The organism is Maricaulis sp. (assembly GCF_017643475.1).
Classification (GTDB): Bacteria; Pseudomonadota; Alphaproteobacteria; order Caulobacterales; family Maricaulaceae; genus Maricaulis.
The window spans coordinates 296,131-320,883 of the sequence record NZ_JAEPNI010000003.1; the positions used below are offsets into that span (position 1 = coordinate 296,131).

Genomic DNA, 24,753 nt, shown 5'->3' on the forward strand with positions numbered 1-24,753 from the left:
TTGATTCACGGCTGGGGAGGCGTTGATGAGAAGTGGAATGATCGCGTTTGGAGCGATGGTTGTCGCCGTTGGCGGCGTCGCCATGTGTCCGTCCAATGTGCGCGCCGAACTGGCAGAGCGCACAAATGTTCCAGAGCACTACGTGCTCGAGGCCGAGCGCCAGATCGAAGTATTTGTCGCGTGGCTTCGTGCGGATGGCGATAAACCGTCCGATGTCGATGAAATGACCGAACGCGCGCTCGGCTAGTTTTCAGCAGAACCGGGCATCAAGGCATCGAGACGAGTCTGGATCATGGCACGCGCCGGATCATTCTCGTCCATCGATGCGATCAGTTCCCGCCACAAGGTAATTGCCGCATCGCGCTCGCCAGCCTGTAATACAGCCTCGGCAATGAAAAAGCGTGACCGGACATCCGTCGGATCGAGCTCGAGCGCACGCTGGAACGCCTCGCGCGCCGACGGCGTGAAATTACCACCTTCACCGAACAGATAGGCTTCGCCGAGTGAGGCGAACAACGGCGCCGAGTCCGGCACGAGGCTGATCGCGTTATTAAACGCTATTGCCGCCTCGCCATATCGTCCCATCGCCATGTAAGCCTGCCCCAGACCGGCCCAGCCGGCAGGGTTCTCTGGATTTGCGATGAGGTCTGCAGCCAGAGCATCCACTTCATTCAGGAAGGTCTGTTGTTCGGCCGTCAGCTGGGGCTGCGGCGGCACCTCCCGCCCGATCAGTTGTGGGCTGCCGATCGCCATATAGATCCCGACAGCGCCGGCAACGGTCAGCGTACAGAACGCGATGGCCGCCCGGCGCAGCGCGTCGTTCGGGCTCCCCTCTGCCTCGACCTGCTCGCTCGCGCGCAAGAGCCGGCGCTTGATTTCGGTCTCGGCTCGACGCGCTTCTTCTTCAACAATAAGGCCGAGTTCGCGATCACGCTGGAGCTCTGCCAGTTGGCCATTGAAGACGCCCAGGCCATCAGAAAAGCGTACTTCGCGGGTGGTGATAAAGGGCACGACAAGCGCCAGTGCGACACCACTGGCCAAGAGGGCGATGAACAACCAGATCATTCCAACCCCTCCTCTTTCATCAAGGAATCGGCCTTGGCCTGGTCCGTCTTTGAGAGGGTTTCACCAGGCTTGTCCTGAGCGCGTACATAGCGGAAGGCCAGAAGCACGCCACCGATGACAAAGATGAAGGGCATGCCCCACAGCAAAAGCGTGTTGGCCTGAAGCGGCGGACGCATCAGGACATAATCGCCATAACGTTCCTGCATATAACCGAGGACCGCGCGATCATCATCGCCGGCGAGGAGGCGCTCGCGAACAACTAGGCGCATGTCGACGGCCAGAGGCGCATCGGAGGAGCCTATGGACTGGCTTTGACAGACGACGCATCGCAGCTGGTCGTAAAGCGACATGGCGCGTTGTTCGAGTGCAGGGTCATCCATGATCTCGTCTGGCCCCGGCGCCGCAGCGACCAGTAAAAATGATGATATGGCAATCAGAAGCGGTTTCATGAGCGTTTAAGTGCCTCCACCATGGGCAGGAGTGTCTCCTGCCAGACCTCTTCCGTGATCACACCAACATGGCGATAGCGCACACGCCCCTCGCGGTCGATGACAAAGGTCTCCGGTGCGCCGGTCACGCCAAAATCAATAGCCGTGCGTCCGGACTGGTCATCGCCAATGCGCACAAACGGATTGCCGTGACGCTCAAGCCAGGCCGCCCCGGCCCCCGGCTCATCCTTCCAGTCAATTGCGTAGATCGGCACCTCGCCCGACCGCGCGATCTGCATCAGCATCGGATGTTCGATCAGACAAGGGGGACACCAGGATCCGAAAAAGTTGAGCAGCACGACCTCGCCTTCCAGGTCTGCATGGCTCAGCCCCTGGTCGAAGCCCCGGATAGGCTCGAGCTCGAAGACGGGAACGGGTTCATCGATCAGCTGAGACGGGATCGCGCTGGGATCCTGGCGAAGCCCCATCCAGAAATAGACAGCCATGCCCGCAAAGGCGATCAGCGGGATGAAGGCAAAGAAACGGTTCATGTGGCCTGGCCTTTCGATGACTTGCGCGCGGACAGGCTGCGTCGACCGCGGTCGAGAATGGCCAGCAACCCGCCCAGGGACAGGATGACAGAACCGATCCACAACCAGACGGCCAGCGGATAAAGATAGACATGGACCGGCCAGCCACGCCCCTCAACCGGATCACCGATGGTGACATAGACATCGCCGGCAAGGTTGGCGTCGATACCACTCTCGGTCGTATACATGCCTCGCACCGGATAGAAACGCCGCGAAGCGATGATCTCGTGCTCGCTGCCACCGGCGCGCGTCACGTCGAAACGCCCAACGGCAGCATTGAAATTATCCTCGTCCAGGCGGACCACATCCACCAGGGTGATTGTGTGGCCACCCAGGGTGATTGCCTGTCCCGGTTCAAGGAAAGCGCGCGTTTCCTGTTTCCAGACCGAAACACCGGTGATGGCGATAATCAGCACCGCCAGTCCTAGATGCGAGACCAGCATGCCCCAGATGCCCAGCGGCAGACTGGCGGCGCGGCGCATGCTGGCCGCGAAATCCGTCTCGAACAGCTTTGTGCGTGACCGCAGGTCGGACAGCACTCCTGCCCCGACCCAGATACCCAGCCCCACGCCAAGTGCACTTGTCACAGGCTGAGCATTGGCCATCCAGGCCGCGATGAAACCAGCTGTCAGGGCGGCAATGACCGCGGGCGAAAGCGTCTTGAGCAATTGTCCCAGCTTCGCTCGCTTCCACGCCATCAGCCCGCTGATCGGAACCGCCAGGAAGAGCAGCCCCATGAGCGGGTTGAAGGTCGCGTTGTAGAACGGCGCACCAATCGTCAGCGTCTCGTCGCTCACCGTCGTGATGAAGAGCGGATAGAAAGTGCCGTAGAACACCAGGCCGATCGCGGCGGCGAAGAAGATATTGTTGACCAGCAGGCTGCTTTCGCGACTGACCATGGCAAATGTACCGGTCGGGCGGAGTGTATTCGCGCGGAAGCCGAACAGGGTCAGCGCGCCGCCGATCAGGCCGAGCAGGATCGCCAGAATGAAGACGCCGCGCTCCGGATCCACGGCAAAGGCGTGCACCGATGTCAACACACCGGAGCGGACCAGGAAGGTCCCAGCCAGACTCAGCGAGAATGTGAACAGCGCCAGCAATATGGTCCAGGCTTTCAGCGTGTCGCGCTTCTCCATCACCCGCAGGGAGTGGATGAAGGCGGTGCCCGCCAGCCACGGCAGGAGCGAGGCGTTCTCGACCGGGTCCCAGGCCCACCAACCGCCCCAGCCCAGCTCGTAATAGGCCCAGCTCGCGCCCAGCGCGATACCGATGGTGAGGAAGGTCCAGGCCGTCAGCGCCCAGGGCCGCACGATCCGCGCCCAGCGCGCATCCGCGCGCCCCTCAATCAAGGCTGCGACGGCAAAGGCAAAGGTAATCGAGAAGCCGACATAACCCGCGTACAGCATGGGCGGATGGGAGGCGAGCCCGGGGTCCTGGAGCAAGGGGTTCAGATCCCGACCATCAACCGGCGATGGCCAGAGGCGTGCGAACGGGTTTGACGTGAAGAGCAAAAAGGCCGCAAACAGCGCTGTGATCGCGCTTTGTACGGCGAAGGTGAGTGTGATCAGGCGCGGGGCCACAGCCTTGCTGGCCCAGGCCAGGGCCGCAGTGTAACCCGTGAGCATAACCACCCAGAGCAACATCGAGCCCTCGTGATTACCCCAGACGCCGGTGATCTTGTAGATGAACGGCTTGTCCGTGTGCGAATTCTCGGCCACCACCAGCGCGCTGAAGTCCGACACCGCAAACAACCAGGTAAGCGCTGCGAAAGCGCCGAGCGTCAGGACAAACTGCACAATGGCGCCCATGCGAGCGAAACCAAAGACTGCCGGGTCCTTGAAGTACAGGCCCGCAGCGGAGAGTCCCGCCTGAAGTACAGCGACACACAGGACGAGGATAAGGAGGAACTGGCCGAGTTCTGCAATCATGCGCCGGACTTGTTACGATCCGGCGCCAAGGTCAAGCGGTCGGCTTGTCGCACATGCGCGCTAGGCAGCGCTTTGCATCATCGCCTTGAGGAAATCGCGGGCCTGGTCACGCAGGGCATCCGCCTGTTCTGTCAGCTCGCCGGAGACGTTCACAACTTCGCAAGCATGATCCCGCGTCGAGCTGACAGCCTGTAGAACTTCGGCATTGGCACTGGAAACCTGACGCGCATTCTCGGCCGTATGACCGGTGGTACGACTGATTTCCTGCGTCGCAGCCGATTGTTCCTCAACCGCCGCACTAATGGAGATCGAAGCGGCTTCCACAGCGTCGATGGAGGTGGTCACGTTCTGGATGCTGTCGACAGCACTGGCGACCACATCCGGCATGGAATTGATCTGCGCATTGATGTCGGTCGTTGCGCGCGCCGTCTGTTCGGCCAGCTGTTTAACCTCGGTGGCGACAACAGCGAACCCCTTGCCGGCCTCACCGGCCTGTGCCGCCTCGATCGTAGCGTTGAGGGCAAGCAGATTGGTCTGTTCAGCGATGTCATCGATGAGCCGTGTCACTTCACCGATGCGCGAGGCAGTGTCAGAAAGATCCTGGATGGTGGTCGAAGCGACTTTGGCGGCCTCCGCCGCGTCTCCGCCTATCCGGGCGGCTTCAGCAGACTTGTGCGAAATCTCACGAATGGCGGCGGTAAGTTGCTCGGAGGCATCAGCCACATTCTGCGCCGTCGCCGACACCTCCTGCGCGGCGGAAGCCACCAGCGAGGAGCGATCCATTGATTCGGAGGACTGGCTTTCCAACCCGTTGGCGGCTGTTCCCAGCACGCCAGCTGATTGAGACAAAACCGTTGCGATCGAACCGATGGAATTCTCGAACGCATCGGCCTTGGCCTTGTGCTCGCTCTCGCGAACAGCCTTCTCCCGCTCGGCGATGTTGGAGATCACCAGATCGATATCAAGCATGACAACATCGACAGCTTCCTGCTCGCCGACAGCAGGCGTGCAGGCAACAATAATGATGAGAAGTGCCGGGATCAGAAGGCCCTGCATCAATTGCTTCAGCTTTTGTTTCATGGCGTACCCCTCATGCAACCAGCCCTTGGTCGCGTCCACCGGTTCGATTGAGCGAACACCGAACTGACCTGAGGTGCAAACCCGGGGTGAAAAATAGCCATTTGTTGGGGCGTATGACGTGTATAATAGGCTCACACCGTGAAAACTGCGCCCCGCAACATGCGGGTTAGCGCAAACCGCACACAAGACTTGTTTTCGAAACCCAAGACTCCGATACCTGTCGGCAAAATGCGATCGGCCGCATTTGGGAAAAGGACGAAGTAGACGCCATGAACGAGATGAGCCCGCTCAAAGCCAAGGACGCACCGGATCTGTCATCCTTTGACTGGGAAGACCCGTTTTTCCTTGATGATCAGCTGACAGAAGACGAGCGCATGGTCCGTGATGCGGCCCGTGCCTATGCACAGGACAAGCTGAAACCGCGTGTGATCGACGCCTATCGCGACGAGGTAACAGATCCCGCGATTTTCACCGAAATGGGCGAGCTCGGTCTGCTGGGCTGCACTGTACCGGAAGAATATGGCGGTGCCGGGCTGGGTTATGTGGCGTACGGTCTGGTCGCTCGCGAAGTCGAGCGCGTGGACAGTGGCTATCGCTCCATGATGTCCGTGCAGTCCTCCCTGGTCATGTATCCGATCTATGCCTACGGCACCGAGGAACAGCGCAAGAAATACTTGCCGAAACTCGCCAGCGGCGAATGGATCGGCTGTTTCGGCCTGACCGAACCGGATGCCGGCTCCGACCCGGCCGGCATGAAAACACGCGCGGTCAAGACCGAGGGCGGTTATCGCCTGACCGGTTCGAAAATGTGGATCTCCAATTCTCCGATCGCTGACGTCTTTGTCGTCTGGGCCAAGTCCGAGGCGCATGACGGAAAGATCCGCGGCTTTATCCTCGACAAGGGCATGAAAGGCCTGTCCGCACCGAAAATTGGCGGCAAGCTCTCGCTGCGTGCCTCTATCACCGGTGAAATCGTCATGGACAATGTCGAAGTCGGTGAAGACGCGCTGCTGCCGAATGTCTCCGGTCTCAAGGGCCCGTTCGGCTGTCTCAACCGCGCGCGCTACGGCATTTCCTGGGGCGCCATGGGCGCCGCGGAATTCTGCTGGCATGCGGCACGCCAGTACGGCCTGGACCGCCACCAATTCGGCAAGCCGCTGGCACAGACACAATTGTTCCAGAAGAAGCTGGCTGACATGCAAACCGAGATCACGCTGGGCCTGCAAGGCTCGCTGCGCGTGGGTCGCCTGATGGACGAGGCCAAGGCTGCGCCGGAGATGATCTCCATCATGAAGCGCAACAATTGCGGCAAGGCCCTCGACATCGCTCGCATGTCCCGCGACATGCACGGCGGCAACGGCATCTCCGAGGAATTCCAGATCATGCGCCACATGGTCAATCTGGAGACGGTCAATACCTATGAAGGCGCGCATGACGTACACGCCCTGATCCTCGGCCGCGCCCAGACCGGCCTGCAGGCCTTTTTCTAGGGCCCGCAAAATCTTTGAAGAAAGGCGCTCCCCGGGGCGCCTTTTTTGTTGGTTGCTGCAGAAGATGCTGATTAAGCCGCAGCTTGTACTTGAAGCCGCAGGCCGAGCCATTTAAACCCGGAGGTGGACAGGTGGCCGAGTGGCTGAAGGCGCTCCCCTGCTAAGGGAGTAGGCGGTGTCCCCGTCTCGTGGGTTCGAATCCCATCCTGTCCGCCACTTTTTTTCGTGAAATTAGACGTGTTCCTGCCGCGGAAACGCATTGTGACGGCACGATAAGCGGTCAGTTTACCGCATCGCAACATCGTTTTCCGCCCTCCCGTCAGACCTGTCTCAGCTGAGCATTTTCGATTTTGCGGCGCAGCAAAACGAAGTGAACTCTTGACGAAGCACGTAAATATTAAAACTTCCGGAGAGGGTATAGAGCGGACACAAATGTTCACTCAAACACTGTTGGCGTAACAAAATTCGCCTTCGGGTAATGTGTACTCTCGGGTTCTCGGAATTTTTCCGGGACAGGTTTTCGCAACTACGATCTGTACATACCGGGTTTTCGCAACTACGATCTGTACATACCGGGTTTTCGCAACCACGATCTGGACATACCGGGAAAGCAAAAAAGGAGAACAGATCATGCTGGATCCTTCCGATTATGTAGGTGTTTCTTTCTGGATTATTTCAGCGGCAATGTTGGCCGCTACCTATTTCTTCTATGTCGAGCGCGATCGAGCGGTGGGCAAGTGGAAAACTTCGCTCACTGTCGCAGCCATGGTCACGGGCATCGCCGCTTTGCACTACTTCTACATGCGCGGCGTGTGGGCGGAAACAGGCGAGAGCCCGACAGTGTTCCGCTATGTCGATTGGCTCCTCACCGTCCCTCTGCAGATCGTTGAGTTCTATTTGATCCTCGCTGCGATCGCGGTCGTCAGGTCAACCTTGTTCTGGAAACTCTTGGTCGCCTCGGTGGTGATGCTGATTGGTGGCTATCTCGGTGAAACCGGCGCCATGAACGTGTGGGCGGGCTTTATCATCGGCATGCTGGGATGGGTCTACATCATCTATGAAATCTTCGTAGGGGAAGCCAGCCAGATCAATGCATCCAGTGGCACTGCGGCCAGCAAGAAAGCGTTCGGGGCACTGCGTCTGATCGTGACCGTCGGGTGGTCAATCTATCCCATCGGGTTCGTGGTCGGCTATGTTGGCGCAGGTGACGCCGGCACACTCAACCTTGTCTACAACCTCGCCGACTTTGTGAACAAGATAGCCTTTGGTGTCGTCATCTGGGCTGCGGCAACGAGCGACGAACACAAAGCCTGATTGTTGCGCTTTCAAAACCGCCGGGGCCTTCCCCGGCGGTTTTTTCTCTGGACCCAACAACCGTTCAACGATCCAGTCGGATAGCGGCGCGAAGTGGACGAAATTGCGGTCTCCATCCAGAGTGTGCGACGTCCCAATCCGACATCAATACAGCGTCGACTTCATTGTGGTTCGCGACGGATATTGATCCGCCCCTGCAGCCGCACAACTCCGCGCGCAGGCCCGACCCAGGCTGGACGCGCGCATCAATTGCGGTTCAACCTGCACCGAAAACCATTTTGGAAAGTGACAATGCGCCTGAGGATCAACGCCCGCCCCAGCTTTGCCATGCCAGGTCTTGTCACCAGCCTGCTCATCCTCGCCAGTACACTCCTTGACGCTCCCGCGACGGCCAGCATGACCACCATTCAGGAAACGCCGCCGGAGACGTCCGCCATGACCCGCAGAGTGCCCGCCCAGACCGACCTCGAGGCGATCGCCTTGCCTGGCGCCGTGGATATCACACGGTCGACCGAAATATGGTCGGACTTCGGTGAAGAGCGCTGGATTCGAAATGTCAATCGGCCGACACTCCTGCCGATGCGACCCACCCCGGATCTTGACAATGGCATCAGCCTGCTCGTTATACCCGGCGGTGGCTTCCAGTTCGTCTCCATCGACAATGAAGGCTATCGCATTGCGGAAAATCTGGTCGCGCGCGGCTATACGGTTTTCATCCTCAAATACCGCACCATGACGACGCCGGAAGACGAAGCCGCCTTCTCGGACCATATGCGCGCCCTGTTTTCGGGTCAGCTGCCGTTCGAGAGCTTCGATCGAACCTCCGGGGAGACGGTCGCGATATCCGATGCAGTGGCAGCCTGGCAGCTGATGCACGACCACGCGGACGAATGGAGGCTGGATCCTGAACGGACCGGCATCGTTGGCTTCTCGGCAGGCGCCATAACGGCGCTCGGGCTGGCGCGGCAGGCAACAGACCCGGCTCCGGCTTTCCTGGGTTACCTCTACGGGCCGATGACGGACATGGCGCTGCCCGAAACATTACCGCCCCTCTTCAGCGCCTTGGCCGCGGACGACACGCTTTTTGCCGGACAGGGCTTTCAGCTCGTAGAGGACTGGCAGGAACGTGGCGGTGAAGTCGAGTTTCACTATTACGCGGCCGGAGGCCATGGTTTTGGCAGCTATCAGCGCGGCACTCCGGCAGACGGGTGGCTTGACCAGTTTGATAGCTGGCTGCGCACGCGCTGAACGCCAGCGGCTGCGGGGAATCTCGCCTATTCGGCGGCGACAGCCTTGACCGCTACCTGGCTCGGACGCTCTTTGCCCAGCCCGTAGAGCGCCACTTCCAGGCTTGATACGCCATGCACCAGCGTATTGGGCGCGATGCTTTGCTTGCCGGTCCAGGCAATGTCAGGGAAGCGCTCCAGGATTTTCCGGAAAGCGGTCTGCAATTGCATGAGCGCAATCTTCTGGCCGAGGCATTTGTGGGGGCCATGGCCGAAGGCGACATGCCGGTCAAAATTCTCACGGTCGAGGTCGAACATATCCGGATTGGCAAACGTATCCGGATCGCGATTGGCCGCCGGGTACCAGAGGATGACCTTTTCATCCTTGGCGATGCGCTGTCCGTTCAGCTCGGTGTCCTCAAGGGCCGTCCGGCGCATGTGCTGAACCGGCGAGATCATGCGGATCGCCTCGTGGGACATGCGCGGGATAAGATCCGGCTCGGCCAGAACCCGGGCACGTTGTTCCGGGAATTGCGTCAGCAGGCGGATGGTGCCGGAGAGCGAGTTTCGTGTCGTGTCATTGCCAGCAAAGATGATCAGCAACCAGGACCCGTCCAGGTATTCCTGCGGCAAGGGCTTGCCGGCCATGCGGGTATTGGCGATCGCGGTCATCAGGTCCTGGCGCGGGTTTTCCCGGCGGTCGGCCATGACGCGCTCGCCATAGTCAAACATCTGGTTGACATAGTGGAAGAATTTGAGCGGGAACCAGGGGCGGCGCGTCAACAGCGGCCAGGGGCTGACGAAATACTGGTTGGCCAGCTCGAGATAATGCATCCACTTGATGATCTTGGGACGGTCCACCTCGTCCACGCCGAGCATTTCGCACAGAGTGAACAGGGGCAGTTCCTGCGAGAACAGGCTGACAAAGTCGACCACGGGGCCCTGTCGCTCCATGTCATCGAGCAGCTGGTCCACTTTCGCCTCGACCCGCTGGGACAGCTCAGCGACGAAACGGGGAATGAAATAGTCCTTCTGCTGGATCCGCATTTCCATGTGGTGCGGTTGGTCCAGATTGATGATCGAGTTGAAGGCGGCGGGAATGAGTTTTTTCGGCTTCCACTCGCGGCGCGGCATGACAAACATGTTGATGCTGCCGCGCTCGGAGGAGAACACATCAGAGGCCAGCTCCACGGTCTTGATGTCTTCGTAACGGGTTACCGACCAGAAGCCCGCGCGCTTGGCGTCGGCCTTTGACCACATGACCGGCGCGGTCTCGCGCATCTGCCTGAAAAATTCGTGCGGATGTCCGGACGTCCAGGCATTCGGATCCCACAACTCGAATCCGGACAGGCTGGGATAGACCGCTTCATGGATGGGAGCGAGCTGGGCCCGGTCTTCCAGGATGACATCACTGACCAACTGCATGGTCGCCTCCGACAAGTTAATGAACGCCGTTCACTTAACCAAGGTGGAGCCGTTGGCCTGGTCTGACAAGGGCCAATTCGCGCTGGACCGCAAATTTATTGAGCGGGCCCCGCGTCCGAACCAATCAGGATGAGCTCGGTCTGTCGTCCATCGAGAAAACGCACGGACTCGCCATCGAAGAAGGCGTCTTCCTCGGTCCGAAAGTCGACGATCTGGCCGTCCCATTCAGGCACCTCGCCAAATGTCGTCAGCTCGATCGACCAGGCGGTGTCCGTATACAGGGGATATTCGCTGCGCGGATCACCGTTCTGGTTGTCCCAGAACCCAATGGCCGTGCCTGCACCATGGCCATGCAGCCCGATCGGGTGGCTGTAGATCGAAGGATTGATGCCCTCCGCGATGGCCTGGGCACGGGCCCGGGCCAGGATCTCGTTGCCGGTCAGGCCGACCTGCATGTGCTCGCGCAGTATGTCCTGAACGCGATTAGACGCCGCCAGGCCGTCGACCAGCCCCTGGGGTGCGGCTGTCTCCCCCTCCCGAAGCACATAAGCGAGGTGCTGGGTGTCGGTGTTGAGCCGGAGATAGGTAATGCCAAAGTCGGTCCACAGCAGATCGCCTGGCTGTATTACGGTATCGCCATACAGCATGCCGTCCTGACCAGCGCGCTGGATGCCGACCGACGGGTGGAACCAGGGCCGGATTCCCAGGCGTGACAACTCCTCGCGATACCACCAGACCACATCATCGGCGGTGGTCACGCCCGGCTCGATGACCGCCGTGGAAAAGGCCCGCGACATGATCCAGTGCGCGGTGCGGACGATGTCCGGATAAAGCGCCATCTCGCGCGGTGTTCGGGTCTCCAGCCACCGGACGGCCAGGGTTTCACCGGAGGTGATGCGGTCGTGGAAACGCTCCGGCAGGGCGGCCATCATCAGCCGGTACTGGCTCAGCGTCATGCCATCGCCAAAGGCGGACAGGTCAGAGTAATTGATGGCGATACTGGCCGGGTCGCGCGCGGCGATAATATCTGCGACCGCCCGCCATTGATCCGGCTGCTCCGCCGGGTCCCAGGATGGCTCGAACAGGCCCGCCAGCCCATAACGTGACACGGTCAGGCGCTCGATCGGCTGTCCCTCACCCGGATCAAAGAAGATCAGGATTGTGCGCCGGCGCGCGGCCATGCTGCGGGCGTCCAGCATGCTCTCGATGACCGGTTCCTCGAAATACTCCCGCGCCATCAACAACCACATCGAGACATTATTCTCGCGCATGATTTGCGGAATCACCAGATCAAGCCGCTCGGCGATTATCCCGTCAATCAACGGCACCTGTTCGCGCAAGGGCAGGATTTCGGGCGCTTCAGGGAGACCCGACTCAGCCTCCTCGAACTGTGCCACGGACGTTCCCGCCAGAGTTGCAAACAGGGACAAGGCCGTCCCGACAAACACGGCGAGCCAGGCGCCTGAGCGGATCATGAACATGCCATTTGCTTAGCGCAGCTTGCAGACGGAGTCGATGAACCGGGGAAACGTTACCAGCCTGTTTTTTTGGTTCAGCTCCTTGCTCGCCTGCTTCTGGTGGCCATGATAACCGTGCGCTCTGCCCCATCGAGCTTGATACCGGACACGAGGCCCTGCGATGACAAAACCCACTGGAGCGACCGCTTCGCCAGCCATAAACGCGGCCGGCAAGGCGAAGACCTCGAAGAACGCGAAACGGATTGTCGTATTCGCCGATGAATTCAACGCCCCGTCTCTGGACCGTGAAACCTGGAATGTCTGCCGGCCCGACTTCTGGGTGAACGACGAACTGCAAGCCTATATCGACGATCCTGAAACCATCCGGATCCTGCCAGATGGCACAATCGAGGGCGCCACGGGCGGCGTGCTCGAATTGCGCGCCTTGTACCGCCCGGACGGTTTCGTGACCCCCACAGGCCGGACCGCCCATTTCGTCTCCGGTCGGATCAATTCACACGACAAGTTCGAGATCACCCATGGCCGCGTAGAGGCCCGGATGCGACTGCCGGATCTTGAAGGCGTCTGGCCCGCCTTCTGGATGCTCGGCAATGGCGAATGGCCGGAGACCGGCGAGATCGACATCATGGAATATGTGGGAGAGCCGGACTGGGTCGGTGTGGCGCTGCATGGCCCGGGATACTCCGGCGATACCCCGATCGTGAACAAGTATTTTTTCCCAGCCGGTGAAGACGTGACCTCCTGGCATGTCTACGCCGTTGAATGGACAAGCAATTCAGTCGAGTTTCTCGTGGATGACCGCCTTGTCTACCGCGCCACAAGAACGATGGTCGAAGCGTATGGCGAATGGCGGTTCGATACCCCCAAACACCTGATCCTCAACCTCGCGATCGGCGGCGTCTATCCGGCCAAGACAAACGGCATTAAGAGCCCGCTTTACGGTTTGCCGCAATCATCCGCCGATCATATCGCCGAACATGGCACGGCAATACAGATCGACTGGGTACGGGTGACGCAAGCAGATGAGACGGTCAAATAGCCAACTCGCGCCTGTCTGCTCAACAACCATTCAGGGCGAGCGGCATGGATACGCTCCGTTTGCTCCCTCAATACTCGTACGGCTCCGTGCCATCGAGTTCCAGCGTGTAGGCGGTGCTGCCGAGGCTGGAATGGGTCTGGTCTGATGTCAGAAGGCCGGTCACCCAGATGGGTTCCCACAGGCGTTCCATGCGGACCGGGGTGTCGGAGAGCACATAGACGATCTGGTTGGGCGGTGGCGGGGGCATGTGCACGCAGGCGCCAACATAGGGAACCAGCAGGAATTCGGTGATATTGCCAGCGATCTGGGCGTCCAGCGGAAGGATGAAACCGGGCAGACGCACCGTCTCCCCGATCAGCTCCTCGACCACGTTGAACGTGCCGATCTGGGTACTGGGTGCACCGAAATGGTCGACGCTCGTATTGGCCTGGGAGAGCGCATAAAGGCGCGCGATCTCTTCCATCTCGCCTTGCGGAAGCAGGTCGTCCCAGTTGATGATACGCGGTCCACGGACACTGCTCTCCGTGTCCTGGCCTCGTGCGTCCTCGGCCCCTTCGTTCTGAGCCAGGGCCGGAGTGTGGGCAAGCGGTGTCAGCGCAAGTGCGCCAGCAAAAACGACGAGAGGGGACAGGGACATTTCCGGGGCCTTTACTTGCGGTCGGACTAGCGCCCCACACGCACGGAAGGACGCGAGGGACTGAGTTCGAAACCCTGCTGCACGCTCGGCGACAGGACAACCAGCTCAACTTCCTCCAGACCGGCAAAACGGTCAAACAGACCTTGCAGATCCACGCTCATCCGGTCATCACGTTCGCATGAGCCTGTGACAGTGATGTGCAGGCTGCCGTGGCCGTGATCGCTCTCCTGCTCGATCTCAGCGGTTTCAAGCGTGCAATTGGCGCGCCCCAGATCAATCCAGTTCGATGCAGCTGCCAGGGCGGAATTCACCTCGGCGATATGGGCGCGTTCCGCATCATTGCGGGGCTCGCGTTCAAATCCGTAGACATTGTCCATCGGCGTCTCGAACTCGATGAAGAGGCCGCCCTCGCCGTCCAGGGCAAGCGCGAGTTCCGCGTGACCATGCACATGGGCATGCCCCTGCGCGAGAGCGATGAGGCTGGCGGCGCCGACAATAAAACCAATCATTCTGAAATCCTGTTGTTCAAGACCCTTGAAGCACGTCGAAATGTTATCATATAACACCTCCACCACAAGCCTGCGGGCCAGCTATACCTAACTCGGGAGTCCCTCATGCGCTCAAGCGATGCAGCCGGTATCGGCCTTTCTGCCCTCTGCCTCGTTCACTGCCTCGGCCTCCCGGTACTTATCGCTATTAGTCCCGCGCTCGTATGGATGGAAGATGAACGCGTGCACATCCTGCTAGCGATTAGTGCCTTTGCGGCCACCGTCATCGCGGCCAGCGGCTGGCCGGGTGTGACGCGCAAACCGCTGATGTACCTCGCGGCGCTAAGCGGGTTGGCCCTGTTGTTTGCCGGCGCCCTGGTCGAAATGAGCGAAGTGCAGGAGCGTGTCATCACAACGATCGGCGCAGTCTTCCTGGCCTCCGCTCATCTCAATTCCTGGATGCGCACACGTGCGCGCCATGCCGAGCACTAGGGCCTTGCGACCTAGCGTTTGAAAATCTTGCGGAAACTGTTGAACCAGTCGAGCCGGGCCTGAAGCCAGAGCCGGTGCAAGTCACTCGTGCCGACGCCCGGAGCGGGCGGTACCGGTGTGGGAATTCTTTCCGAGATCGAGGCAAAAAGCGTTTCCCGGTCCGCATCCTCCAGCATGCCGACGAACTGCATTCGCGTGCGCAGCGGGTCGTATCCCATATCGATCGCACGATCGACATCCATCAACCAGGACCGCATCAGATCCCGGCCATGATCCGTAAGCGAGAATTCCCGGCGGGGGCGCTTGGTCTCGCTGACATCCTTTGAAGACAGAATGCCCCGGCCTTCCAGGCGTTTGACCAACGGATAAACCGCCCCTGCACTACCCGACCAGAAGGAGGAAGGAGAGCCCCGGAAGACTTCCTTGATCTCGTAGGCGGTCAACGGGCCGTCACGATGAAGCAGCGCCAGCACCATGCCTTCCATTTCGGTCGGCTGGTCGGATGAGCTGGAAGCGGGCATCAGACCTCGTAGGGCTCGTGATTGATGAGCTGGAGTGTATAGGCCGCATTGCCCAGCTCGTTCATGTGACGATCGGCCAACAACACGCCCGTTACCCAGACCGGGTCCCACATGCGCTCGACCACGATTGGCTCGTCCAGGGTGACATAGACAATCTGGTTGGGCGGCGGCGGCGGGGTGTGAACACAGGCGCCAAAATATGGAACCAACAGAAACTCGCTGATCTCGCCACCTTCCTGGAAGTCCAGCGGCAGGATAAAGCCCGGCATGCGGATGGTCTCGCCGATCAGCTCATTCTCGACATTGAACGTGCCGATCTGCGTCATCTGCCCACCGAAATGGTCGATACCGGAATCAAGCCCCGTGCGTTCGAACAATTCCTGGATCCGCTCCATCTCGCCTTCCGGCAGAAGATCGTCCCAGTTGATGGTCAAAACACCTTCGGGCGCGTCAGGCACCGGATAGCGTTCCGTCGTCTGTGCTTCGGCGACAGCGGTCTCGGCGACTTCCGTCTCGGCCGTCTCGGTTTCGCCGCTGCAGGCCGCAAGGCCAATTCCCAGACCGGCAATCAGGATCCAGTTCCGCATTGTCTTCCTCACAACTTCACCGTCAGGCCATCGGCCAGGGCATTCTTCAAGGCACGTCGGGCAGGCAAGATGCCCATCATTGTGCCGGATGTGATGACCACCACACCGGTCAGCATGTCCGTCAGGCTCAGGCCTCCCGAAGCCAAAGTAAGACCGTAACGGGATTGGACCCCCCCTGCTATCAGAACAAACAGGAGATTGATCAGCACGATCCCGGCGATCGCTCCGGCAGCAGCGATTGCTGTTGCCTCGCTGACCAGCAACACAAAGACATGTCCGGGTCGGGCGCCCACAGCGCGCAGGATCGCCATCTCGCGGCGGCGTTCATTCAGGCTGGCAGACAGGCTGGTCGCGATGGAAATCAGGCCAACCAGGATCACGAAGGCCGAGATTGCTCCGAACGCCGCTTCGCCTGCACCGACAACTTCCCACAATTGCATCAGGGCCACTCCGGGAATGATGGCGCTCAGCGCTTCGTCCGGATAGGTATTGACCTGGCGCTGAAGGCGCAGCACCAGCGTGGGCTGTTCCATGCCGATAAAAACCGCGGTGATCTGTTCCGGTTCGTAGGCATGTTCCTCGTCATGCCCGTCTTCCTCGACGACATCATCGTGGATGCGCTCGATAGCTTCGAGGGTGACGTGGACACTGCGGTCCACCGGCGTGCCGGTCGGCCTCAGAATGCCTGTCACAAGCATTGGATGTTCGTCATGGTCGGCAAAACTCACCTCGCCAATACCGTGGGAGAGCGAGATTTCCTTACCAATCTCGTAGCCCAGATCGCTGGCAACCTGGGCACCGATGACGACTCCCTCCTCATTCGCTCCAAAAGCCTCGCCGGCCCGGAATGCCAGCGGCAGGTCGCGGCCATAACGATAGCGCTCGAAATAGTCGTTGTTTGTACCCACGACCCGATAGCCGCGATGACTGTCCCCCAGCGAGATGGGCACCGCCCATTCCACTCCAGGGGCTCCGGCGATACGCTCGTAGCTCTCCCAGCTCATGGCGCCCGTTGGATCACCGATGCGGAAGACGGAGTAGAGCAGAAGATTGATCGAGCCGGAGCGCGCGCCAACGATCAGGTCGGTTCCTGAAATTGTCGTCGAGAAACTGGTGCGCGCGCCCGTTCGGATCTTGTCGACCGCCAGGAAGAGCGTGACGCTCATGGCGATGGCGAGCACAGTCAGGCCGACCGTGAAAAGGCGATTTCCGAGGCTTTTCAGGGCGAGATTGAAAATGGCGCCATTCATGCCGACACCCTCCCGGCCGTATTGATTTCCGACAGGTCGACACGACGGTCGAAGAACGCGCCCAGCGCCTGGTCATGACTGACGAAAAGCAGGGCAGAATTGGCCGCCTCGCACTCCTTCTGGAGCAGCTGGATGAAATTGTCGCGGCTGTCGGCATCCAGCGCCGAGGTTGGTTCGTCCGCGATGATCAGACCCGGCGAGCCGATCAGGGCTCGCGCAGCCGCTACACGTTGTTGCTGTCCAACACTGAGCTCGGTCGACGGGCGCGAGACCACATCCCCGTCCAGCCCCAGCGCCATCAAGAGCCGCCGGCCTTCATCGCCAAGCGAACCATTGGCCATGGCAAGCTTGCGGCGTTGCGGAGAGAAACGACAAGGCAGGAGAACGTTTTCGAGCGGGGTCAGATATGGCACCAGATTGAACAGCTGGAAGATCACACCGAGATTGTCCGCCCGGAAGGCATCGCGGCGCGCCGGGCTGAGGGCGCCCATGTCCTGGTCAAGGATGCAGATATCGCCCGCGCTGGCGGGCGCTATTCCTGCAATCACCGACAGCAGCGAACTCTTGCCGCTGCCGCTCGGCCCGACAAGAAAGAGCCGCTCGCCGGCCGCGAGCTCAAAACGCTCCACGCGCAACAGGGTCTGTCGCGGCTTCCAGCCGAATTCGAGCTGGTCAATCTCGATAGCAAACGCTCTGGTCAAGCAAACCTCCCCAGGATGGTTGTTACACTATAACGACCATCCTCTCCTTCAACTCTCAAAGCTGTAACCTGTGTGTGAGCCGGCTTCAGCTTGCGTTCAGCTCAGGTTTCAATTGATAGGCCTTACGCGCATTGCTAGCGTTCAGCAGATCCAGGGGGGAGCCAGCATGAAGTCTTGCGTGAACCGGTATGGAAGCAGTCTGGCAGCCCTGCTGTTGTTGACACCAGCGCTGTCGGCACAGGACGAGCCCGCCGAGCCCATCGCCACCGCGGACGATCAGCCCGCCGCCGAAGAAGAGCGGGTTCTGGAAAGCCGTGATGATCTTACGCCCCAGGAGTTGGCGATTATCGAGGCCTTCGAAGCGGCGGGCCCACTTGATATGCCCTACCTCCTGCCCTGTAATGGCGGCACACACGGACAGCCGCTAAACGCGATCTTCACACGTGAAGACGAGACTCGGATCGAGATCCTCGACCCTTGCGGCCTCCGCTTCACCGACCTCAGCGGCCTCTGGGACAATTTCGGACGCCAGTCCATCGTTACCCATGACCAGCGCACCGGTGATTTCGCCATCCGCATGATGCACATCACCAATGAGGACGACTGGTACAGCACCTGGGGCTATCAGTTCGGGGATTACCACTACCGCGGCCGTATCGGTCTGGACGCCGACGCCATCGATATCAGTGCCATCAGCCGCTTCCCGGTGAGAACGCGCCAAAACTGTCCCGAACAGTTCGAACGGTCCGTGCCGTCCAACCGGATTTATCTGGGATATTCAATGGATGGCCGTCCGCAGCTGATTTCGATCCGCACCCGTTATTCGCTGGAATCTGATTGTTCGATCACTTTCCTGGAAACCGTCGACGACTACTTCATCAAGCTTGAGTTCGAGGGAGATCGCTGATGTCGGAGATCCTGCAACGTCCCGCGGTTCGTTACGGCCTGATCGGCACCGGTGCGACCCTGGCCCTGATCGTGCTCTTCCTGCTGACGCGTTCTGAACCGGACCAGCGCCCCGACCTGCTGGAACTCGTCCGCGCAGCAGAGGCGGAGTACAGCTATCCCGGGCTTAGTGTCGAAGAGACGGTCGCCACTCTGGGCGACGCGGAAGACCTGATCGCCTTTGTTCGTGCTGACGTCATGCTGGCAGATTATTCCGGACACATGCTGAGCGCAGGTGATGTCCTCATCCAGCGCGGGGCCAACGCGGCCGACAAGGCCGTGCTTCTCTCTGACCTCCTGACCGCTGCCGGCTTCGAGACCCGGCTCAGACGTGCGGACTGGCCTTCAGCCGTTCCGGTTTACGGAACACCCCGTTCCGATCGCCGCGAAAGCCTCAGCGCCATCTATGCCTATCTCGAACTCGACGAGGAAGCGGAACGCGCAATCAATGCACGCGAAGAAGTCGATCGCATGGCAGCAATCCGCGAGGAAGTTGAAGCCGCAACCAGCCTTCTCGCAAACTACTGGTCGGCCGCGAGCACGCCGCCCGACACGCTGAGCTCTCAGGACTGGGTCTGGGTGGAGTATCGCCAGACGGGAGACTGGCAGGTCGCAGACCCTGTCTTTCCGTCCCTGTCTCGCCCCGCTGATGCAGCCGCGTATCAAGCGACAATCCCCGCGCCAATCCGTGTCCGTCTTGATCTGGTCGATACAGGCGGCGCCCGCTCTTCCGTCCTGGATGCCGAGATCGCGTCAGGCCAGGAGGGTGTGCTGCGCTTCGTGCCCAGCAGTGGCCTGTCGCGTTTCCTCGATGCCGCGCCGGGCGAGGTTTCAGCTGATGCCTGGATACCGGTTCTAAGCGCAGGTAGCGAACCTCTGGCCGGCAGTGCCTTCACCACCGACGGTTTTGCCCTGCCCTCGAATGCCGGTGCGGCACTCGAGACGGAAAGCCAGCCCTTCGCGGCTCCGGAGATCAGCTCGGCCGAACTGGTGGATGTCGATGTTTCCCAATACCCCCGCGTGACCGTCTCCGTGCGTACGGATGCCGCGGCGGATGCGCGCTGGCAGGCTGCTCATCTGTCCCTCGGGGTCAACGACGAGGCCATTGCGCCGCAAATCCTCCGCCGACCGACCAGCCTGCGCCCCTTCGCGCTGGTAACCGATGTCTCACCGTCCATGATCGAGGATGGCAATATCTACAAGGCTGGGCTATTGGGCCGGGCGCTGATCGAGCGGATGGGCACGGACCGGAGTTTCTCGGCGACCTCTTTTGCCGGTGATGTCTTCACCCCACGACGCATGACCAATGTGATCCGCATTCCCAACGCCGTGCAGGACTTCAACCAGACCCTGGACATTCGCGGCGGTGGCGGTGCCATGGTCGAAGCCATCTCCAGTGCAGCGGGCACGTTCTGGCAACAGGGCGATATATTTGTGATGACCGATGGGCGTGATGAGAGCCTGGATAGTCGAGAGGCCTTGCTCGCGGCAGTCAATCGTTTCCCGGGTCGCGTCATTGGTATCGTCCCAGCCGACCAGATCCGCGTCTGGCAGGGAATTTTCGACCAGATCATCGAACTGCCGACAGAAGCCAATATCGAGGTGACGGCTGATGCACTCTACCGCATGCTTGGCACACCGCTGGAGGTGAGCTTCATCGCTCCCGCTGCTGAAGCCGGAGAAAACCAGACGCTGGGCCTCGCCTTTCCGGACAGCGAGATCACGCTTGCGGGTGAGTACATCATCCCCGAGAACTTCGATGCGTCATCTGCCCGCCTGGAAATCAGCCTCTTTCGCGACGACGAACAGATCGGGGGTACGCGCCAGCTGCTGCAGCTGGGTCAGGCCCAGACGGGCACCGCGCTTATGGGCGTGCATTCGCTCTGGGTCAGTCCCGGACGCTACGCTCCCGAAGCGCTGCTTAGACGCTATTTCCACGAAACCCGTCTTGACCTGGAGGCTTCACTGGAACCGGGCAACCAGCCCAGCGAACCGATGACAGGGCCGTCGCACATGACCATGTCGACAGCCGCCAGCATCACCGGACGCCTGGACCGCCTGTTCGAACAGCGTGTCGCGCGGGACGAACCGCTGGCAATCCTGCGGGGGTCTACTCCAGAGGTCACTGAGGATGGCAGCGCCTATCTCGTCCTGGGGCTTGATATCATCTCTGACGGCAATGCCCGTTTCGCCGATGGCAGCCTAGACCCACAGCTGGGTCTCGCACTGGCCGCGATTGAAGGCGCAGCACTCGAAGCGTCCAGCGTCAATGTGGCTCTGCTCTCCGAGAGTGATCCGGTCGAAATTACACCGCGCACGCCGATCCCGGAGGACTGGCCTCGCCCTGCCCAGATCGCCGCGGGAGATACAAATGCCCTCTTCCTAGCCAGCGCAGACGGCCAACAAAGCTGGATCATCGACAACAGCGGACATCTCACCGCGCGGATCTTCCCCTCTGGCGCAAAGGGCGCCCGCGCCCGTCGCGCCATCGCAGAGTTCTCCGAACTTCGCTCCAACCTGCAATACATGGCCACAGTGGCCAGCGGCATCGGCTCGCCCTCCGGGGTCAGCGGTGCCCAGCTCGGGGCGATTGCCGGCATTCTGGATATCAATTTGCGCATGTGGTGTTACGCCACAGTGATGCTCGGCTTTATGAATGACGAACTGGCAACCGGAGAGCGCGAATACAACTGGGAACGCCAGGCCAGTGAAGGCTGCGAGATCGACCCCACCAACCTGCAGGGTGAATATATCGGAGCAGCCTTCGCGGGATATGTCACCGGCAGTGCAGGTGATCGCTATACCGACGCTGTCAAAAATGCAGCTGGCGGCAGCCTGCCGTGGATCGTGGAAGCCGGCGTCAATTCAGGCGCTGGCGGCCTGATCAACCTTACGGGTGTTGGCGGTGGCATACATTCCGGGATCCGTGAAATCTATTCGCGCTAGGCTTGCAAGCCGATCTAACGACCCTGTGACCGCGGCCTTGCTAATCTTTCACTTGGCGTGCACCCGCATAAACGCATTATAAGCCCGCTCACTTTTCGTGTTCGGGGATATGTCTACATGAAACACACTACCAGCGTGCGGAACTGGGTCCGCGCAGCGTGCCTGATGCTTCCAATCAGTCTTTGTGCACCGGCCTTTGCTCAGAGCGATGCTGCCGAGGACGCCTATTGGGCGCATGAACGCAGCGATTTGCGCGCCGATGAGAATGTCCGCTTTGGACGCCTTGAAAACGGGATGGGCTTCGCCATCCTGCGCAATGAAACCCCGCCGGGGACAGCCAGCGTGCGGATGGCGATCAATGTCGGCGCCCTGAGCGAAACCGACCCGCAACAGGGCCTGGCGCATTTCATCGAGCACATGGCGTTCAACGGAACCACGAATGTGCCCGAGGGCGAGATGGTACACCTGCTCGAACGCTATGGCCTGGCCTTTGGTGCAGACACCAATGCCAGCACCAGTGAAACGTTCGTCAATTACCGGCTCGACATGCCCAATGTCGACGCCGAGACGCTTGATGCCGTGATGTTCCTGATGCGTGAAACCGCTTCGGAAATCCTCATGCAGACCGGCGCGATTGATCGTGAGCGTGGCGTTATCATGGGCGAGATGCGTTCGCGCGATACGCCGCTGATGCAATTCTGGACTGAACAGGCCCATTTCCACTATCCCGGTTCGGTCATGGCCGAGCGCAATGTGATCGGCACACCGGAAACCATCCAGAACGTGCCGCGTTCGGAATTCGTGGATTATTACACGCGATACTACACGCCGGAACGCGCCATCCTGGTGGTCGTCGGTGACGTTGATCCGGAAGATATCGAAAACCGCATCCGCAACGGTTTCCCGCTGGATATCGATGGCATCGATGTCGACCAGGTTGAGGGTTTTTCCACCTGGGAACGCACCGACATCCCGACACCGCTGCCCAGCTATGACAGCGATCGTGATTATTCGCAGCCGGACTTCGAGTATTTCCACCACCCCGAGGCCCTGACGCTGATCACGGTTGATGCCATCTCCGAACAGGAAGCCGCACCCGACAGCCGCAATGCTCGCATCCAGAGCATGCTGCGAAACCTGGGCAGTTCTATCCTGAGCCGTCGTTTCCAGGTACTGGTCAATTCCGGCAATGCGCCAATTTCCCAGGCCAGTGTCTTCTCCAGCGAGCCCTACGACGCCTATCGCCGCGGTACTGTCTTCGCCGTGGGAACTCCAGCGGGCTGGCGCGATGCCGTCGGCCTTCTGGAAAACGAGATCCGCCGCGCGGTTGAACACGGCTTCACGCAGGCAGAGCTGGACGAGCAGCTTGCCAACATGCGCACGAATATGCGCGAGGCCGCTGAAGAGGCTGGCACTCGGGAGAGCGCCAACCTGTCTGACGGCATCTGGTTCAGCTGGCTCGCCGATAATGTCTTCACCCATCCATCTGACAGCTATGCCCTCTTCCAGATGCTCGAGTCGGCAATCACGGTTGAGGCGGTCGAGGCTGCCTTCCGCGAATACTGGACCAGCGGTGCACCGCTGGTCATGGTCGGCTCGCGAGAGGAAATCGCTGACGGTGAAGACGAGGTCCGTCGCGTCTGGGACGCCGCGTCGCAGATTGCTGTCGAGGCACCTGAAGAGGTGGAAACCGCCGAGTGGGCCTATACCGACTTCGGAACTCCGGGTCGCATCGTCGCCCAATCCCATGATGCCGAGCTGGATGTGCACCAGTACACGTTCGACAATGGAGTCCGTCTGAACGTCAAACAGACCGAATTCGCCGACAATGAAGTGCGGGTTCGTATTGATTTCGGCGCTGGCAATCTTGGTGAACAACCGGCACCGGCCTCGGGCGCCATGGCCTTCTCCGCGTTGAGCGGTGGCGGTCTGGAAGCGCACACGCCGGACGAGATAACGCGTATCTTCGCGGGTCGTTCCGTGTCGCAAGGCGGGTTCACCTCCAACAGTGCATTTGCTTTCAATGGCGCGACCACGCCAACCGATTTCGAAGCGCAGATGGAGCTTTACGCCGCGTATTTCACAGCACCGGGCTGGCGGTCCCAGGGCCTTGACCAGTTCAAGGCGATCTCCGGTGAGATCCGCCGCCTGCAAATGGCCCAGACGTTTGGTGCCTTCAACACGGTGATTTCTCGCATGCTGCGCGATGGCGATCAGCGCTTCGGTTTCCCGACCGAGGAAGAGGTAGAGAATTTCACCGTTGATCACGCGCGTGCCTTCCTGGAACCGGCCCTGCAGGACGGTCCGATGGAAATCACCATCATCGGTGACATCGATCCGGCCGAGGCCGTACGGGTCGCTGCTCGCACGCTGGGTGCCCTGCCGCCCCGGCGTCAAAATGCCCGCATTGTCGAAGGGGCCGATCAGCTGACCTTCCCGGCGCCCACACCGGAAGCTGAAATCATTCGTTTTGCCGGCCAGGAATACCAGGGCATGGCCAATGTCTTCTGGCCGACGGATGATGGTCGCGACACGCACTATCTGCGCACGCTCCACCTTCTGCGTTCTATCCTGCGCCTGCGCGCCACGGACCTCTTCCGTGAACAGGAGGCGGCGACCTATTCCGCTGCCGTGAACCACACCGCCGGAACGACCTACGAGGACTACGGCTATCTCTGGCTTGGCCTTGATGTCACTGCCGACCAGGTCACGCGCATGTTCGCCATCGCTGACCAGCTCGCCGCCGACATGGCGTCCGGCAACATCACCGAGGACGAGCTCCTGCGGGCGCGCACGCCGATCATCGAAGGCCTCGATGAACAGCGTCGGGACAATCAGTACTGGCTTGGCGGACTGGCGCGTAGTCAGCGTGATCCGGAACGCATGGACCGGCTGCGCGATGTGGCCGGCCAGTTCGAGGCCGTCACCCTGGATGAAATCAGGGCGCTGGCCACCGAGGTGTTCGATCCTGACGCAGCTGTACGCTATGCGCTGTACTCGCAGGATGCCGATCTGGACAATCTCCGCTCAGGCCCCGAAGACGAATAATACTCACCTGAGTGACGACTGACCATGACAGGGCCGCAGCACCAGCTGCGGCCCTGATTTGTTTCGACCTGCGGC

General features: G+C 60.4%; 22 protein-coding genes and 1 tRNA gene. 10 read left to right on the top strand and 13 right to left on the bottom strand.

Annotation, left to right across the window (positions count from 1 at the left end):
• The first annotated feature begins 25 nt into the window (after nucleotides 1–25).
• Nucleotides 26–247, top strand: a complete 222-nt coding sequence (locus tag JJ889_RS12900) for a hypothetical protein (protein ID WP_291895742.1) — start codon at nucleotides 26–28, stop codon at nucleotides 245–247.
• Here the strand turns inward: JJ889_RS12900 and ccmI are convergent.
• The 5 genes from ccmI to JJ889_RS12925 are packed head-to-tail and all read right to left on the bottom strand — an operon-like array spanning nucleotide 244 to nucleotide 5,091.
• Nucleotides 244–1,065: a c-type cytochrome biogenesis protein CcmI gene (ccmI, locus tag JJ889_RS12905; RefSeq protein ID WP_291895745.1), complete on the bottom strand. Its 822-nt coding sequence runs from the start codon at nucleotides 1,063–1,065 to the stop codon at nucleotides 244–246. The two genes, JJ889_RS12900 and ccmI, sit on opposite strands and share 4 nt — an antisense overlap.
• The gene (locus JJ889_RS12910) at nucleotides 1,062–1,514 is read right to left on the bottom strand and encodes a cytochrome c-type biogenesis protein (protein WP_291895747.1); all 453 of its coding nucleotides are present in this window, start codon (nucleotides 1,512–1,514) and stop codon (nucleotides 1,062–1,064) included. The genes ccmI and JJ889_RS12910 overlap by 4 nt, the downstream gene beginning before the upstream one ends.
• Nucleotides 1,511–2,044, bottom strand: a complete 534-nt coding sequence (locus JJ889_RS12915) for a DsbE family thiol:disulfide interchange protein (protein WP_291895749.1) — start codon at nucleotides 2,042–2,044, stop codon at nucleotides 1,511–1,513. Before JJ889_RS12915 ends, JJ889_RS12910 begins: the two co-directional genes overlap by 4 nt.
• Nucleotides 2,041–4,011, bottom strand: a complete 1,971-nt coding sequence (locus tag JJ889_RS12920) for a heme lyase CcmF/NrfE family subunit (RefSeq protein ID WP_291895750.1) — start codon at nucleotides 4,009–4,011, stop codon at nucleotides 2,041–2,043. The genes JJ889_RS12915 and JJ889_RS12920 overlap by 4 nt, the downstream gene beginning before the upstream one ends.
• A gap of 60 nt (nucleotides 4,012–4,071) precedes the next feature.
• Complete coding sequence (locus JJ889_RS12925) at nucleotides 4,072–5,091, bottom strand: methyl-accepting chemotaxis protein (RefSeq protein ID WP_291895751.1); 1,020 nt, start codon at nucleotides 5,089–5,091, stop codon at nucleotides 4,072–4,074.
• 269 nt (nucleotides 5,092–5,360) lie between these two features.
• Between JJ889_RS12925 and JJ889_RS12930 the strand changes: the two genes are divergently transcribed.
• From JJ889_RS12930 to JJ889_RS12945, 4 genes are all read left to right on the top strand, one after another.
• Nucleotides 5,361–6,581, top strand: a complete 1,221-nt coding sequence (locus tag JJ889_RS12930; protein WP_291895752.1) for an acyl-CoA dehydrogenase — start codon at nucleotides 5,361–5,363, stop codon at nucleotides 6,579–6,581.
• Between the two features lie 125 nt (nucleotides 6,582–6,706).
• Nucleotides 6,707–6,797, top strand: a tRNA-Ser gene (locus JJ889_RS12935).
• Nucleotides 6,798–7,211: 414 nt separating this feature from the next.
• On the top strand, nucleotides 7,212–7,895 hold the full coding sequence (locus JJ889_RS12940) for a bacteriorhodopsin-like (protein WP_291895753.1): 684 nt from the start codon (nucleotides 7,212–7,214) through the stop codon (nucleotides 7,893–7,895).
• Between the two features lie 291 nt (nucleotides 7,896–8,186).
• Nucleotides 8,187–9,143 (top strand): alpha/beta hydrolase, encoded by a 957-nt coding sequence (locus JJ889_RS12945; protein ID WP_291895754.1) that lies wholly within the window; start codon nucleotides 8,187–8,189, stop codon nucleotides 9,141–9,143.
• Between the two features lie 26 nt (nucleotides 9,144–9,169).
• Here the strand turns inward: JJ889_RS12945 and JJ889_RS12950 are convergent, their stop codons facing one another.
• The gene (locus JJ889_RS12950; protein ID WP_291895757.1) at nucleotides 9,170–10,546 is read right to left on the bottom strand and encodes a cytochrome P450; all 1,377 of its coding nucleotides are present in this window, start codon (nucleotides 10,544–10,546) and stop codon (nucleotides 9,170–9,172) included.
• Nucleotides 10,547–10,641: 95 nt separating this feature from the next.
• Nucleotides 10,642–12,021 (bottom strand): M24 family metallopeptidase, encoded by a 1,380-nt coding sequence (locus JJ889_RS12955; RefSeq protein WP_291895759.1) that lies wholly within the window; start codon nucleotides 12,019–12,021, stop codon nucleotides 10,642–10,644.
• Nucleotides 12,022–12,184: 163 nt separating this feature from the next.
• Here JJ889_RS12955 and JJ889_RS12960 point away from each other — a divergent pair, with 163 nt between their 5' ends.
• Entirely contained in the window at nucleotides 12,185–13,063 is an 879-nt protein-coding gene (locus JJ889_RS12960; protein ID WP_291895761.1) for a glycoside hydrolase family 16 protein, read from the top strand.
• Nucleotides 13,064–13,130: 67 nt separating this feature from the next.
• Here JJ889_RS12960 and JJ889_RS12965 read toward each other — a convergent pair whose 3' ends face one another.
• Both JJ889_RS12965 and JJ889_RS12970 read right to left on the bottom strand, forming a co-directional pair.
• Complete coding sequence (locus JJ889_RS12965; protein WP_291895763.1) at nucleotides 13,131–13,700, bottom strand: DUF3299 domain-containing protein; 570 nt, start codon at nucleotides 13,698–13,700, stop codon at nucleotides 13,131–13,133.
• A gap of 26 nt (nucleotides 13,701–13,726) precedes the next feature.
• Complete coding sequence (locus JJ889_RS12970) at nucleotides 13,727–14,209, bottom strand: DUF2796 domain-containing protein (protein WP_291895765.1); 483 nt, start codon at nucleotides 14,207–14,209, stop codon at nucleotides 13,727–13,729.
• Between the two features lie 105 nt (nucleotides 14,210–14,314).
• Here JJ889_RS12970 and JJ889_RS12975 point away from each other — a divergent pair, with 105 nt between their 5' ends.
• Complete coding sequence (locus JJ889_RS12975; RefSeq protein ID WP_291895767.1) at nucleotides 14,315–14,680, top strand: MerC domain-containing protein; 366 nt, start codon at nucleotides 14,315–14,317, stop codon at nucleotides 14,678–14,680.
• An 11-nt stretch (nucleotides 14,681–14,691) separates the two neighbouring features.
• On the opposite strand, the gene JJ889_RS12980 is transcribed toward JJ889_RS12975, so the two are convergent.
• Genes JJ889_RS12980 through JJ889_RS12995 form a run of 4 tightly spaced genes read right to left on the bottom strand, consistent with a single transcriptional unit; the run spans nucleotide 14,692 to nucleotide 17,739 of the window.
• Nucleotides 14,692–15,201, bottom strand: a complete 510-nt coding sequence (locus tag JJ889_RS12980; RefSeq protein ID WP_291895769.1) for a PadR family transcriptional regulator — start codon at nucleotides 15,199–15,201, stop codon at nucleotides 14,692–14,694.
• The gene (locus JJ889_RS12985; RefSeq protein ID WP_291895771.1) at nucleotides 15,201–15,788 is read right to left on the bottom strand and encodes a DUF3299 domain-containing protein; all 588 of its coding nucleotides are present in this window, start codon (nucleotides 15,786–15,788) and stop codon (nucleotides 15,201–15,203) included. The genes JJ889_RS12980 and JJ889_RS12985 overlap by 1 nt, the downstream gene beginning before the upstream one ends.
• A gap of 8 nt (nucleotides 15,789–15,796) precedes the next feature.
• Nucleotides 15,797–17,038: an ABC transporter permease gene (locus JJ889_RS12990; RefSeq protein WP_291895774.1), complete on the bottom strand. Its 1,242-nt coding sequence runs from the start codon at nucleotides 17,036–17,038 to the stop codon at nucleotides 15,797–15,799.
• Nucleotides 17,035–17,739, bottom strand: a complete 705-nt coding sequence (locus JJ889_RS12995) for an ATP-binding cassette domain-containing protein (RefSeq protein WP_291895776.1) — start codon at nucleotides 17,737–17,739, stop codon at nucleotides 17,035–17,037. The genes JJ889_RS12990 and JJ889_RS12995 overlap by 4 nt, the downstream gene beginning before the upstream one ends.
• 166 nt (nucleotides 17,740–17,905) lie before the next feature.
• On the opposite strand from JJ889_RS12995, the gene JJ889_RS13000 reads away from it, so the two are divergent.
• The 3 genes from JJ889_RS13000 (at nucleotide 17,906) to JJ889_RS13010 (ending at nucleotide 24,678) form a co-directional block, all read left to right on the top strand.
• Nucleotides 17,906–18,646, top strand: a complete 741-nt coding sequence (locus JJ889_RS13000) for a hypothetical protein (RefSeq protein WP_291895779.1) — start codon at nucleotides 17,906–17,908, stop codon at nucleotides 18,644–18,646.
• Nucleotides 18,646–21,630 (top strand): hypothetical protein, encoded by a 2,985-nt coding sequence (locus JJ889_RS13005; protein ID WP_291895781.1) that lies wholly within the window; start codon nucleotides 18,646–18,648, stop codon nucleotides 21,628–21,630. Before JJ889_RS13000 ends, JJ889_RS13005 begins: the two co-directional genes overlap by 1 nt.
• A 117-nt stretch (nucleotides 21,631–21,747) precedes the next feature.
• The gene (locus JJ889_RS13010) at nucleotides 21,748–24,678 is read left to right on the top strand and encodes a pitrilysin family protein (RefSeq protein ID WP_291895782.1); all 2,931 of its coding nucleotides are present in this window, start codon (nucleotides 21,748–21,750) and stop codon (nucleotides 24,676–24,678) included.
• The last annotated feature ends 75 nt before the right edge of the window (nucleotides 24,679–24,753 follow it).

What these genes read in the sequence shown, in the direction of transcription:
- JJ889_RS12960 (WP_291895761.1), top strand. Translation starts at nt 12,185, where the DNA reads ATGACAAAACCCACTGGAGCGACCGCTTCGCCAGCCATAAACGCGGCC.
- JJ889_RS12945 (WP_291895754.1), top strand. Translation starts at nt 8,187, where the DNA reads ATGCGCCTGAGGATCAACGCCCGCCCCAGCTTTGCCATGCCAGGTCTT.
- ccmI (WP_291895745.1), bottom strand. Translation starts at nt 1,065, where the DNA reads ATGATCTGGTTGTTCATCGCCCTCTTGGCCAGTGGTGTCGCACTGGCG.
- JJ889_RS12955 (WP_291895759.1), bottom strand. Translation starts at nt 12,021, where the DNA reads ATGATCCGCTCAGGCGCCTGGCTCGCCGTGTTTGTCGGGACGGCCTTG.
- JJ889_RS12965 (WP_291895763.1), bottom strand. Translation starts at nt 13,700, where the DNA reads ATGTCCCTGTCCCCTCTCGTCGTTTTTGCTGGCGCACTTGCGCTGACA.
- JJ889_RS12915 (WP_291895749.1), bottom strand. Translation starts at nt 2,044, where the DNA reads ATGAACCGTTTCTTTGCCTTCATCCCGCTGATCGCCTTTGCGGGCATG.
- JJ889_RS12940 (WP_291895753.1), top strand. Translation starts at nt 7,212, where the DNA reads ATGCTGGATCCTTCCGATTATGTAGGTGTTTCTTTCTGGATTATTTCA.
- JJ889_RS13005 (WP_291895781.1), top strand. Translation starts at nt 18,646, where the DNA reads ATGTCGGAGATCCTGCAACGTCCCGCGGTTCGTTACGGCCTGATCGGC.
- JJ889_RS13010 (WP_291895782.1), top strand. Translation starts at nt 21,748, where the DNA reads ATGAAACACACTACCAGCGTGCGGAACTGGGTCCGCGCAGCGTGCCTG.
- JJ889_RS12900 (WP_291895742.1), top strand. Translation starts at nt 26, where the DNA reads ATGAGAAGTGGAATGATCGCGTTTGGAGCGATGGTTGTCGCCGTTGGC.
- JJ889_RS12990 (WP_291895774.1), bottom strand. Translation starts at nt 17,038, where the DNA reads ATGAATGGCGCCATTTTCAATCTCGCCCTGAAAAGCCTCGGAAATCGC.
- JJ889_RS12985 (WP_291895771.1), bottom strand. Translation starts at nt 15,788, where the DNA reads ATGCGGAACTGGATCCTGATTGCCGGTCTGGGAATTGGCCTTGCGGCC.
- JJ889_RS12950 (WP_291895757.1), bottom strand. Translation starts at nt 10,546, where the DNA reads ATGCAGTTGGTCAGTGATGTCATCCTGGAAGACCGGGCCCAGCTCGCT.
- JJ889_RS12970 (WP_291895765.1), bottom strand. Translation starts at nt 14,209, where the DNA reads ATGATTGGTTTTATTGTCGGCGCCGCCAGCCTCATCGCTCTCGCGCAG.
- JJ889_RS12975 (WP_291895767.1), top strand. Translation starts at nt 14,315, where the DNA reads ATGCGCTCAAGCGATGCAGCCGGTATCGGCCTTTCTGCCCTCTGCCTC.
- JJ889_RS12925 (WP_291895751.1), bottom strand. Translation starts at nt 5,091, where the DNA reads ATGAAACAAAAGCTGAAGCAATTGATGCAGGGCCTTCTGATCCCGGCA.
- JJ889_RS12910 (WP_291895747.1), bottom strand. Translation starts at nt 1,514, where the DNA reads ATGAAACCGCTTCTGATTGCCATATCATCATTTTTACTGGTCGCTGCG.
- JJ889_RS12920 (WP_291895750.1), bottom strand. Translation starts at nt 4,011, where the DNA reads ATGATTGCAGAACTCGGCCAGTTCCTCCTTATCCTCGTCCTGTGTGTC.
- JJ889_RS12980 (WP_291895769.1), bottom strand. Translation starts at nt 15,201, where the DNA reads ATGCCCGCTTCCAGCTCATCCGACCAGCCGACCGAAATGGAAGGCATG.
- JJ889_RS12930 (WP_291895752.1), top strand. Translation starts at nt 5,361, where the DNA reads ATGAACGAGATGAGCCCGCTCAAAGCCAAGGACGCACCGGATCTGTCA.
- JJ889_RS13000 (WP_291895779.1), top strand. Translation starts at nt 17,906, where the DNA reads ATGAAGTCTTGCGTGAACCGGTATGGAAGCAGTCTGGCAGCCCTGCTG.